Annotated in this window: 10 protein-coding genes; 6 read left to right on the plus strand and 4 right to left on the minus strand. The window is 70.1% G+C overall.

All coding sequences use genetic code 11. The features are described 5' to 3' along the window. Nucleotides 1-37: 37 nt before the first annotated feature. Nucleotides 38-472, plus strand: a complete 435-nt coding sequence (locus tag Q7X29_RS02815) for an SRPBCC family protein (protein WP_218721321.1) — start codon at nt 38-40, stop codon at nt 470-472. Nucleotides 473-535: 63 nt separating this feature from the next. Here the strand turns inward: Q7X29_RS02815 and Q7X29_RS02820 are convergent, their stop codons facing one another. From Q7X29_RS02820 to Q7X29_RS02830, 3 genes are read right to left on the minus strand one after another with little or no spacing between them, the layout of a single operon-like run. Beyond that, complete coding sequence (locus Q7X29_RS02820) at nt 536-886, minus strand: VOC family protein (protein WP_218721322.1); 351 nt, start codon at nt 884-886, stop codon at nt 536-538. Continuing rightward, a complete protein-coding gene (locus tag Q7X29_RS02825; protein ID WP_316573191.1) occupies nt 883-1,713 on the minus strand; it encodes a MerR family transcriptional regulator in 831 nt (276 codons plus the stop codon). The genes Q7X29_RS02820 and Q7X29_RS02825 overlap by 4 nt, the downstream gene beginning before the upstream one ends. Nucleotides 1,714-1,757: 44 nt before the next feature. Further along, nucleotides 1,758-2,324: a hypothetical protein gene (locus Q7X29_RS02830; RefSeq protein ID WP_316573192.1), complete on the minus strand. Its 567-nt coding sequence runs from the start codon at nt 2,322-2,324 to the stop codon at nt 1,758-1,760. A gap of 225 nt (nt 2,325-2,549) precedes the next feature. Between Q7X29_RS02830 and Q7X29_RS02835 the strand changes: the two genes are divergently transcribed. Further along, entirely contained in the window at nt 2,550-2,894 is a 345-nt protein-coding gene (locus Q7X29_RS02835; RefSeq protein ID WP_218721325.1) for a YbaB/EbfC family nucleoid-associated protein, read from the plus strand. After that, nucleotides 2,894-3,502: a recombination mediator RecR gene (gene recR, locus Q7X29_RS02840; RefSeq protein ID WP_019044526.1), complete on the plus strand. Its 609-nt coding sequence runs from the start codon at nt 2,894-2,896 to the stop codon at nt 3,500-3,502. The genes Q7X29_RS02835 and recR overlap by 1 nt, the downstream gene beginning before the upstream one ends. 3 nt (nt 3,503-3,505) lie before the next feature. Here the strand turns inward: recR and Q7X29_RS02845 are convergent, their stop codons facing one another. Next, nucleotides 3,506-4,147 (minus strand): hypothetical protein, encoded by a 642-nt coding sequence (locus tag Q7X29_RS02845; RefSeq protein WP_218721326.1) that lies wholly within the window; start codon nt 4,145-4,147, stop codon nt 3,506-3,508. Nucleotides 4,148-4,294: 147 nt separating this feature from the next. On the opposite strand from Q7X29_RS02845, the gene Q7X29_RS33025 reads away from it, so the two are divergent. From Q7X29_RS33025 to Q7X29_RS02865, 3 genes are read left to right on the plus strand one after another with little or no spacing between them, the layout of a single operon-like run. Continuing rightward, nucleotides 4,295-7,957 carry a transglutaminase family protein gene (locus Q7X29_RS33025; RefSeq protein WP_394358648.1) on the plus strand — a complete coding sequence of 1,221 codons (3,663 nt, stop codon included), beginning with the start codon at nt 4,295-4,297 and terminating at the stop codon, nt 7,955-7,957. A 27-nt stretch (nt 7,958-7,984) separates the two neighbouring features. Continuing rightward, nucleotides 7,985-11,044, plus strand: coding sequence for a circularly permuted type 2 ATP-grasp protein (locus Q7X29_RS02860; protein WP_316573193.1), 3,060 nt, complete (start codon nt 7,985-7,987; stop codon nt 11,042-11,044). Continuing rightward, the gene (locus tag Q7X29_RS02865; RefSeq protein ID WP_218721328.1) at nt 11,041-11,937 is read left to right on the plus strand and encodes a transglutaminase family protein; all 897 of its coding nucleotides are present in this window, start codon (nt 11,041-11,043) and stop codon (nt 11,935-11,937) included. Before Q7X29_RS02860 ends, Q7X29_RS02865 begins: the two co-directional genes overlap by 4 nt. Nucleotide 11,938: the final 1 nt, after the last annotated feature.

Raw genomic sequence — 11,938 nt, forward strand, 5'->3', positions numbered from 1 at the left:
CCCGGTCGAGATATCGCACCCCGACAAGGAGTCAACAGTGGGACAGGTCAGCGCCAGCAGTTCGATCGTCGTCGCCGCGGATCCGCAGCGCACGCTCGAAGCGATCGGCGACTACGAGACGATCCGTCCGCGCATCCTCTCCTCGCACTACCGCGACTACAAGGTCGTCGAGGGCGGCAAGGGCGCGGGCACCGTGGTGGAGTGGACGCTGCAGGCGACCGAGAAGCGTTCGCGCAACGTGCGCGCGAACGTCACCGTGTCGGACTCGATCCTCACCGAGCGCGACGCCAACTCCTCGATGGTCAACACCTGGACCGTCACCCCGGACGGCGCCGGTTCGCAGGTCACCCTGCGCACCACCTGGACCGGCGCGGGCGGCGTGTCGGGCATCTTCGAGGGCATCTTCGCGCCCCTGGGCCTGAAGAAGATCCAGGCCGAGGTGCTGGGCAATCTCCAGCGTGAGCTGGCCTGATCCAGCCGGGCGAACGTCGAGGAGGGCCGTACCGCGTCGATCGCGGTGCGGCCCTCCCGGCGTTCACTCCTTGCCGATGTCGAAGAGGTTTCCTTCGGGGTCGGCGAGGGTGACCCACTGCTGGCCGTACTCGTCGAAGTCGCCGATATGCTTGGCGCCCAAGCTGATCGCGCGCTCGACGTAGTCGCGCCATTGGACGGCGTGGAAGTCCAGGTGCACCACGTTCTTGCCGGGCGTCTTGTCCGGCACCTGGATGAACATCAGCACGGGCGAGGTGCCCGAGGTCTGGCCGACGGTGGCGAAGAACGGGGAGGCCTCCGGGTCGACGGGACGGTCCAGCAGCTGGGCGTAGAACTCGGCCAGCGCGTTCGCGTTGTTGCAGTCGAACGTGACATTGCCAAGGGCGAGGGTCATCGGATCTCTCCTTCGGTGATCGGCCAGCACACCTCGGTGCGGTAGTCGGCCGGGTTATCGGTGATGTCCGGTCCGACGAGATAGCGCTCGCGGACCGGTTCGTCGGGAAGAACGGTGTCGTGCTCGGCGACGTGGCTGCCCAGCGCGCCGTAGGTGCGGTCGAAGTCCTCGAACGCGCCCGTGTGCACGGCGATGGCGAAGCGGCGGGCCGCGAACTCGGTGATCGCGAGTCCCTTCGGCGGGGTCGGGTCCGCGCCGGGCGGCAGCGGCACGTACGCCGTGACCGCGCCGGTGGCCTCGGTGAAGAACTCGGTCGAATAGGTCGCGCCCGCGACCCCACCCGGCGTCACGCCCGCGGCGAGCAGGCTCGTGTAGAGCTGCTCGAACGCGGTGCCACACCATGTCCCGATCGCGTCGCGGTCGACCGATTCGGTCAGGGTGAGCGCGGTGAACGCGGGCTCGATCCGGTAGTCCACCCGCAAGGGCGGCGCGGGTACGGTGAGCAGCGCGCGCAGCGAGGCGACCACGTCGCGGGTCCGCTGCAATTCGGCTTCCATCCTGGTCAGATGGGCGCGCAGGGTGGCGTCGCGGTCGGCCGGTTCGGCGGCGGCGAGCACGGTGCGGATGTCGGGCAGCGGCATGTCCAGATCGCGCAGCCTGCGGATCAGATGCGCCGTGTCCACCTGCTCGGTGGAATACCGTCGATAACCCGTGCCCGCGTCCACCGCGACCGGCTCGAGCAACTCGATCTCGTGGTAGTAGCGCAGGGTCTTGACGCTCAAATGGGTGAGGCGGGCGAACTCGCCGATCGCCACGGTGGCTGTCATGAGATCAGCCAACACCCTCCAGCGGGGGGAGGGTCAACAACGACTCACGCGGGGGCGAGCACGAAGGCCGCGAGCAGCGGCCAGTCGCCTTCGCGCCACCACGAGTAGCCGAACCAGACGCCCGGGCTGATCTCGCGGATCTCGTCGTAGACCTGCGGTGTCGGCGACGGCGCGTAGTTCAGGGCCCAGGCCGGGCCGCCGTCGAGGATGGACGGCGCCCGGTAGACATCGGCCGGGAAGGCCTCGATGCCCGCGCCGGTCACCCGGTTGGTCAGGGAGCCGCCGTCGGGTCCGGTGCGGAACACCTTGCCGATCCACAGCGCCGCCGCCATCGGTGCGAATTGGGGTGGCCGGGCCAGCCAGCCGTTGGTGACGCCGGTCGGCACGGCGCCTGCCCGCGCGTCGCGGTAGATCTGATCCTGCTGGGTGACGTTGCAGCGAAAGCGCAGCGAATCCAGGGTCGCCGCGGAGTTGCCGGGGTCGACGACGCAGCCGCCGCCGTAGTCGGCGACCGCCGCGCCCGAGTCCGCCGACGCGGTCGAGGTGGGCAGAACGAGCAGGCCGACGGCGGTGAACACCGTGGCGATCAGGGACGTGCGCATGACACTCATCAGTTCTCCCTCGGATTGCCGAACCCTGTCCCGAACCACGTTCGATCCTAGGCAAACGATCTGGAGCGGGTTCGCTTGCGACCAGGCAGCAATCAACCTGTTACCCGGCAGGTCACGGGTAACGGCACGGTCGGTATGCGCCATCTCCGGGGCGGGTGTGGGAGTATCCCGGCGGCGCGTGAGGACTACGCTTGACGCGGACGAAACTTCTGGAGAGGACGTGCTGTGCAACCCGATGGTGGTCAGTTCGATATGCAGGCCCTGCTCGCCCAAGCCCAGCAGATGCAGCAGGCGGTGATGCAGGCGCAGGCAGAGCTCGCCGAATCCGAGGTGCAGGGTCAGGCCGGTGGCGGTCTGGTCGCGGCGACCATCAAGGTGAGCGGTGAGGTCGTCGCGCTGACGATCGACCCGAAGATCGTCGACCCGTCCGATGTCGACGGCCTGCAGGACCTGGTCATCGGCGCGATCAACGACGCCATGGCCAACGCGCAGAAGCTGGCCGCCGAGCGTCTCGGCCCGCTCTCGCAGGGGCTCGGTGGCGGTTCGCTGCCCGGTCTGCCCGACTTCTGATGTATGAGGGGCCGGTTCAGGATCTGATCGACGAACTGGGCAAGCTGCCCGGCGTCGGTCCGAAGAGCGCACAGCGCATCGCTTTCCATCTGTTGCAGGTGGAGCCGCCGGAGATCGACCGGTTGCAGGCCGCGTTGCAGAAGGTGCGCGACGGCGTGCAGTTCTGCGTGTCGTGCGGCACCGTCGCCGACGGAGAGCTGTGCCGGATCTGTGCCGACCCGCGCCGCGACCGCACGATGATCTGTGTGGTCGAGGAACCCAAGGACGTACAGGCGATCGAGCGCACCCGTGAGTTCCGTGGTCGCTACCACGTGCTCGGCGGTGCGCTCGATCCGCTCAGTGGCGTCGGACCCGATCAGCTGCGGATCAGGGAACTGCTGACCCGCATCGGCAATCAGGACGACGGCGTCGACGTGAGCGAGGTGATCATCGCGACGGACCCGAACACCGAGGGCGAGGCGACGGCCACCTACCTGGTGCGCATGCTGCGCGATTTCCCCGGGCTCACCGTCACCCGGCTGGCTTCGGGCCTGCCGATGGGCGGTGACCTCGAATTCGCCGACGAGCTGACCCTGGGCCGCGCCCTGTCGGGCCGGCGGGCGCTCTAGCGCTCAGAACTCGACGCGGGTCCAGTCCACGCCCTTGCCCGCGGCGGGGTCCTCGGTGGTCCAGGCCCAGATGATGTCGGCGACCTGCGCCGGATCGTCGAGCGTGGCGCCGAAGTGCTGGTCCGGGGAGCCGTCGCGGTATTCCAGGGTGTACGGCCCGCTCGGGTCACGGTAGGTCTGGATGTAGCGCTGCTCGCCGCGCTCGACGATGAGATACGGGTTCGGGTCGGCCAGCCCGGCGACCCAGCGCCGCGCCAATTCCTCGGTGAGATACGGGAATTCGCCCGCGCCGCCGTGAGTGACGGCGATCGGCACGTGCCCGGCGGGGTCGATCAGCCAGGTCAGCTGTGGGTCGTAGACCGCGTAGCCGCGCGGGGTGGCCAGGTCGAAGAGCAGGTGGCGGACGAAGCCGATCGCGTCGTACGGCGAGGGGACGTAGAGCGTCGTCCCGTTCGCGCCGCCCACCGATTCGACGCTCAGGAACGAGTCGTCCACCGGTAGTTCGGCGTTGCGGGCGTTGAGTTCGGTCGCGATCTCGACGATCTCCGCGGACTCGGGCCGACCTTCCTGGGTAGCCAGATACGCGTCCACTTCGTCGACGGAGGTGGCGACGCCGGACGGCAGGAGGATGTGGTCGTAGCTCACCCGGTCAGCCTACGGGTCGGTCGGTTCGTGCTGGTTCGGCAGCCTTTGGTGCGGCAGTGTTGCCTGCGGGTTTCGACCTGATGCCCGTCGGGAAACTCCGGTTTCGTCACGCCACGCCGCGCCGGTGGTGTGTGGTCAACTGGGGGCATGGGCATCAAGGTGTCACTCGAACACCGGACCGCATACTCCTTCGATCGTCTCGTCGAGGTGCATCCGCACGAGGTGCGGCTGCGGCCGGCGCCGCATTCGCGGACGCCGATCGAGGCGTATTCGCTACAGGTGTCGCCGGCCGCGCACTACATCAACTGGCAGCAGGACGCGTTCGGCAATTTCGTTGCGCGGCTGGTGTTTCCGGAACCGACCAAGGAATTGTCGATCACCGTGGGGTTGATCGCCGATCTCGAGGTGGTCAATCCGTTCGACTTCTTCGTCGAGGACTACGCCGAGTACTTCCCGTTCACCTATCCGGCGGCGCTGGCCGCCGACCTGGAGCCGTACCTGCGCCCGGTCGACGAGGGGGAGCCGGGTTCGGGGCCGGGGGAGCTGCTCGACGACTGGGTGCGGGTGCACCGCCCGCAGGGCCGGATCCGCTCGATCGACTACCTGGTCGAGCTGAACTACGCGCTGCGCAACACCGTCGACTACACGGTGCGGATGGAGCCGGGCGTGCAGTCGCCCGATCACACGCTGCGCACCCAGCTGGGGTCCTGCCGGGACTCGGCCTGGCTGCTCGTCGGCATCCTGCGCGAGCTCGGGCTGGCGGCCCGGTTCGTCTCGGGCTACCTGGTGCAGTTGACCTCGGATACGCCGTCGCTGGACGGGCCATCGGGGCCCAGCGCCGACTTCACCGACCTGCACGCCTGGACCGAGGTGTATCTGCCGGGCGCGGGCTGGATCGGCATGGACCCCACCTCCGGGCTGTTCGCGGGAGAGGGGCACATCCCGCTCGCGGCCACCCCGCATCCCGGTGCCGCCGCCCCGATCACCGGCGCGACCGGGATCACCGAGGCCACTCTCGAATTCAGCAATGTGGTGCGTCGGGTGCACGAGGACCCACGAGTCACCTTGCCCTACACCGATTCCCAGTGGGAACGGATCACCGCTTCCGGCGCGGCCATCGACAAGCGGATGGCCGCCGCCGACGTCGGCCTGACCATGGGCGGCGAACCCACCTTCGTCTCCATCGACGATCAGATGAGCGCCCAGTGGACCACCGACGCCGACGGTCCACACAAACGCGAGCGCGCCGTCGACCTGGCCGACCGCCTGCGCTCGATCTACGCGCCCACCGGCATCGTCCAGTACCGCCAGGGCAAGTGGTATCCCGGCGAACCGTTGCCGCGCTGGGAGATCGCCATCGCCTGGCGCGCCGACGGCGAACCGATCTGGCACCGCCAGGACCTCCTCACCAACCCCTGGACCCCGATCTCCCAGCGCGCGATCCCGGTCGGGCCCGCGCGCACCGACGCCCCCGCCGAACCGGCCGAGCTCACACCAGAGGCTGAGGCTGCGGGGTTGGCTGAGGCCGCTGAACTGGCCGAGTCCGGGGGTCTGGGCGAGGCTGCTGGAGTGACCGAGTCGGTCGGGTCGGATGAGGCGCCGGCGGCGAAGGGGAAGAAGCAGAAGGACAAGAAGAAGGGAAAGCGGGCGCGGAAGAAGGCGGGGGTCCGGCCTGCCGAGACGCAGCCGCTGAATGCGGCCGGGGTGGTGGCGGATCGGCAACCGGCCGCCGATATCGATGCGGCGCGGGAGCTGGTCGCGCGGATCGCCGACACGCTCGGGTTGCCCGCCGGGCAGGTCCGCCCCGCCTTCGAGGACCCACTGGCCCGCCTGGCCGCGACCGTGTCCGCGCCGTACGGTGATCCGCCGCCCGCCGACATCGATCCCGAGCAGGATTCACCGCAGGTCCGGCAGCGGCTGGTGGAGAGCCTGGATCAGGCCGTCAACGAACCGGCCGCCTTCGTGCTGCCGATTCATCGCCGGGCCGACGGCGCGGGCTGGGCGAGTGCCGATTGGCAGTTGCGGCGGGGACGCAACGAGGACGGCCCCGGCCGGATCGTGCTCGCCGACGGTGATTCGCCCGCGGGCCTGCGGCTGCCGATCGGGTCGGTGTCGTGGCTGTCGCCGCCGGTGCTGCCCGAGGCCGATCCGCTGTATCAGCGGCCGCTGGACCCGGAGCGCGACGAACCAGCCGCGACCGTGGAGCCCGCGCATTTCACGCCGACGACCGCGCTGGTCGCCGAGGTGCGCGAGGGTCGGTTGCATGTGTTCCTGCCGCCGGTCAGCGAGCTGGCGGACTTCCTCGACCTGATCGCCCGGGTCGAATCGGCCGCCGTGGCGATCGGGCAGCCCGTGGTCCTCGAGGGCTATGCCCCGCCGAACGACCCACTGTTGCAGACGTTCTCGGTCACCCCTGACCCCGGCGTGATCGAGGTGAACATCATGCCGACCAGTTCCTTCGCCGAGCAGGCCGAGGTGCTCGACACGCTCTACGAGCAGGCCAGGCTGGCCAGGCTGAGCACCGAGTCGTTCGACGTGGACGGCACCCACGGTGGCACCGGCGGCGGCAATCACATCACCCTGGGCGGGGTGACGCCCGCGCGCTCGCCACTGCTGCGCAGGCCCGATCTGCTGGTGTCGATGTTGACCTACTGGCAGCGGCATCCGGCCTTGTCGTACCTGTTCGCGGGCCGTTTCGTCGGGCCGACCTCGCAGGCGCCGCGCGCCGACGAAGGCCGCGAGGACGCGCTCTACGAACTGGAGATCGCCTTCGCCGAGATCGCCCGGCTCACCGCCGAACAGGCGATCGGCGACGCCACCCCGGCCGAGATCCAATCCGCTCCTTGGCATATCGACCGCGCGCTGCGCCACCTGCTGACCGATCTCACCGGCAACACCCACCGCGCCGAGTTCTGCATCGACAAGCTCTACAGTCCCGATTCCGCGCGCGGCAGGCTCGGCCTGCTGGAACTGCGCGGCTTCGAGATGCCGCCGCACTTCCAGATGGCGATGGTGCAGTCGCTGCTGGTGCGTGGCCTGGTCGTGATGTTCTGGGACCAGCCCTACCGGGCGCCGTTGCTGCGCCACGGCGCCAACCTGCACGGCCGCTATCTGCTGCCGCACTTCCTGATGAGCGATATCGCCGAGGTGGCCGCCGACCTGCGCGCGCACGGCATCGACTTCGACACCAGCTGGCTCGACCCGTTCACCGAGTTCCGGTTCCCGCGGATCGGGACCGCGGTGATCGGCGATGTCGAACTGGAACTGCGCGGCGCGATCGAACCGTGGCTGACCCTCGGTGAGCAGACCACCGGTCAGGGCACCGCCCGCTACGTCGACTCCTCGGTGGAGCGGTTGCAGGTGCGGGTGGTCGGCGCCGATCGCGGCCGATACGTGGTGACCTGCAACGGCATGCCGGTGCCCCTGCTGACCACCGACAAGGCGGACGTGCAGGTCGCCGGCGTGCGCTATCGCGCCTGGCAGCCGCCGAACTCTCTGCACCCGTCCATCACCGTGGACGCGCCGCTGGTGTTCGACCTGGTCGACGCGGCGACCGGGCTCTCGCACGGCGGCTGCACCTATCACGTCGTGCACCCCGGCGGCCGCGCGTTCGACGACGTCCCGGTGAACGCGGTGGCGGCTCAGTCGCGGCGCAACCGCCGCTTCGAGGCGGCGGGACACACCGTGAATCCGATCGACCCGGCCGAACTCCGTGCGAAGATCGCGGCGCAGTCGACCGATGTCGGTGCACCGGGCATCCTGGATCTACGTCGCGCGCGAACCGTGTGGGGCGCGACCGGCGGCCGGTAGGCAACAACAGGAAGCGAGGTCGGCTCGGTGACACAGCGCGACGAGGCGCTACGGGACGGGAACCGGACGGCACCGGGCGTGCGCGCGCAGGTGGCCGAGCAGTTCGCGCGGTATCGGGCCGAGAGCAAGGCGGGATCGCGCTTCGACGAGTGCGGCCGGCCGACGCAGGGCTATTACGACGAATTGGTCGACGGGCGCGGCCGCGTGCGGTCGATGTGGTCGGAGCTCTCGGCCGACTTCGTCGACCAGGGCACCGGCGGGCTCGGCCGGATCGATCACCGGGTGCGCAGGCAGATCGAGGACGACGGCGTCACCTACACCGAGGTCGGCCTCGGTGACGACACGGCGACCCCGATGCCCTGGCGGCTCGATCCGATCCCGCTGCTGGTCTCCGCCGACGACTGGACCCGGCTGGAGACAGGTCTGGTCCAGCGCTCGCTCGTGCTCGACGAGGTGCTCACCGATGTCTACGGCCCACGCAGGCTGCTGAGCTCGGGCCTGCTGCCACCGGAGATCGTCTTCGGCAGTACGGGTTACGTGCGGGCGGCGCACGGCATCACCATTCCCGGCACGCACCAGCTGTTCCTGCACGCCTGCGACATCAGCCGCTGGAGCGACGGCCAGTTCCGGGTGCTGGCCGACTGGGCGCAGGCGCCCTCCGGCGCCGGGTACGCGCTGGCCGATCGACGCGTGGTGGCCTCGGCCATTCCCGAGGCGTTCGAGCACGCCGGACCGCGCCCGCTCACCCCGTTCGCGCGGGCCATGCGGTTGATGCTGGCGGAGGCCGCGCCGGAACTGGCCGACGGCGAGGAGCCGGTGGTCGTGGTGCTGAGCCCCGGCTCGCACTCCGAAACCGCTTTCGACCAGGCCTATCTCGCGCAGATGCTCGGTTTCCCGCTGGTCGAGAGCGCCGACCTGGTAGTTCGCGACGGCGCGCTGTGGATGCGCTCGCTCGGCAGTCTGGAACGGGTCGACGTGGTGCTGCGCCGCGTGGACGCGGAGTTCTCCGATCCGCTGGATCTGCGGCCGGATTCGCGCCTCGGCGTGGTCGGTCTGGTCGAGGTGTTGCGCCGGGGCGCGGTCACGGTGGTCAACACGCTAGGCTCCGGCTTGCTGGAATCGCCTGCGCTGAGCGCGTTCCTGCCCCGGATCGCCCGCTCCGTCCTCGGCGCCGACCTGCTGCTCGACGGGACACCCGCCTATTGGGGCGGCGACGACGCCGAACGCTCGCATCTCCTCGCCCATATCGGTGATCTGGTGATTCGCTCGGCGGTCGACGGGTCGACCATCTTCGGGCCGAGCCTGGCCGCTGCCGAGCGCGCCGAACTCGCCGCCCGGATCGAGGCCGAGCGGTGGAAGTGGGTCGGCCAGGAACCCGCGGAGTTCTCCGTGGCGCCCGCCGTGGAAGGCGAGGCGGGTCTCAAGCCCGCGCCGGTCGGGATGCGGTTGTTCTCGCTGGCTCGTCGTGGCGGGTACACCGCGATGTCGGGTGGGCTCGGCCAGCAGCGGATGCGGCTCGAGCCGACGCGCAGCGTGATCAAGGTGGCGGCCAAGGATGTCTGGGTGCGGGCCGCGCCCGCGACCGCGCCCGCGGTCGGCGCCGAGGCGCCGCACGAGGAGCGGCTGCGTCGCGCCGTGCCGGTCGTCGAGGCGGTCAGCTCGCCGCGTGTGCTCAACGACCTGTTCTGGATGGGCCGCTACAGCGAACGCGCCGAATCGGTGGTCCGCCTGCTCGCCGCGACCCACGACGTCTACCAGGACTACCGCTACCGGCCCTGGCTGGACGGCGCCGAGGCACTGCCGATCCTGATGCGCGCCCTGTCGGTGACCACCGGGACGAACGCGCCGGAATCCGTGCTGCCCAGTGGAACCGGTGCCGTCGGAGCCCTGGTCCGGGTGGCGCAGGAGGCGGACTCCGGTGCGGAGTCGCCGACCTCCCCCACCACAGCCGGCAGGTCACCCGCCACGACCTCGGGAAGCGACCCGTCCGCCGACGGCACCCGATCCGCTGACGGTGCCACCGCGCCGCCGGACGCGGGCGAGGCGGAAGCCGATACGGCTGCGGTGGAACAGGATTCCGACGACTCGGCCGCCCCCTGGGAGCGCGCGGGCACGAGCGCGCTCGCGCGAGCGCTGCGCACCACCGGCACCGCCGCCGATCGCACGGCGGAACCACCGCCGGACAGGGAATCCGAGGTGCCACGCACGCGGCAGAAGCAGGGGCAGTTCACGAACCGCCCGATGGACGGCGGGTCCACCGCGGCCCGGCGCACCGTCGCGGGCGCCTCCGCCGACGGCTTCGCCTACCTGTCCGCCCTCACCGGCGACCGGAACCTGGCGGGATCGCTGTCCTACGCGGTCGACCACTACGGCTCGGCCGCCCGGGCCGTGCGTGACCAGCTCTCCGGGGACACCTGGATGATCATCGGCGCCCTCGACCGCGCGCTGGCCGAGTTCCGCGGCGCCGATACCGAACAGGAGACCGCGCTGTCCTCGGTGCATTCGCTGGCGCTGGCCGCGCTGCTGTCGCTGTCGGGGATCGGCGCGGAATCGATGGTGCGCGACACCGGCTGGTACGTCATGGACATCGGCAAGCGGATCGAGCGCGGGCTCGCGCTGACCTCGCTGCTCAATGCCGCGCTGGCACAGGCCAGCCCGGCCGAGGTGGAGCGGGTGGTCACCGATTCGGTGCTCGTCGCGACCGAGTCGGCGGTGAGTTACCGCCGCCGCCACCGTGGTTCGGCCCATGTCGCCGCGCTGGCCGGGTTGCTGCTGTTCGACGCGGGCAATCCGCGCTCGCTGGTGTATCAGCTCGACCGGCTCGAGGCCGACTTCCAGGCGCTGCCCGGCGGCTCCGGCGCGTCGCGTTCGCAGCGGCTGCTCGCCGACGCCCAGCGAATGCTGCGCCGGGTCGACCCGGCCGATCTCGAACACACCGACGCCGCGGGTGTGCGCACGGAGCTGGTGGAACTGCTGGAGGGGGTGCACTTGCGGCTGCGCAAGCTGTCGGAGTCGTTCGAGACCACCAAACTCGCTGTGCCGCTGGGTATCCAGCCGCTGTGGGGCAATACCAGGATGGTCGGATGAGCAGGCGTTACCGGGTGGTGCACCGGACCACCTACAGCTACTCCGACGAGGTCACCAGCTCCTACGGCCGCGCGTATCTGACCCCGCGCGAGTTCCCCGGTCAGCGGCTGCTCGAGCACGACATCTATATCGACCCGGTGCCTTCGGACCGCTCGATCGGCACCGATGTCTACGGCAACACGACCACGTATTTCCATGTGACATCGGAACATCGGAGACTCGAGGTCACCGGCGAATCCCTCGTCGACGTCGACGGCGAGCACCCGGCGACGATGGCGGGCGCCGACGTCGGGTGGGAGGCGGCCCGGCCGGTCACCGCCACCGGCCCGCTCGCGGTCGAGTTCACCCTCGATCTGCTGCCGCCGGAGATCACCCCGGAGGTCGCCGAGTACGCCGCGCGGAGCTTCCCGGCGGGCAGGCCGCTGCTCGAGGCGGTCACCGAGCTGAACACCCGGATCAACCAGGACTTCCGGTATCGCTCCGGCTCGACCACGGTGAGTACCAGCGTCGCCGACGTGTTCGCCGCGCGCGAGGGCGTCTGCCAGGATTTCGCCCGGATCGGCGCGGCCTGCCTGCGGTCGCGGGGGCTGGCCGCCCGCTACGTCTCGGGCTACCTCGCGACCGATCCGCCGCCGGGTAAGGAACGCATGGTCGGGGTGGACGCCACCCACGCGTGGGCGGCGGTCTGGCTGCCCGGCACCGACCCCACCGACCGCACCGGCCGCTGGATCGCCTTCGACCCCACCAACGACCAATTCGCCGACGAGCGCTATGTCACCGTGGCGTGGGGGCGTGACTACCAGGATGTTCCGCCGCTGCGTGGCATCATCTACACCGACGCCAAACAGTCCACGATCACGGTCTCGGTCGATGTTGCCCCGGTGGAGGTGTAGT

The organism is Nocardia canadensis, assembly GCF_032656385.1.
Lineage (GTDB): Bacteria > Actinomycetota > Actinomycetes > Mycobacteriales > Mycobacteriaceae > Nocardia > Nocardia canadensis.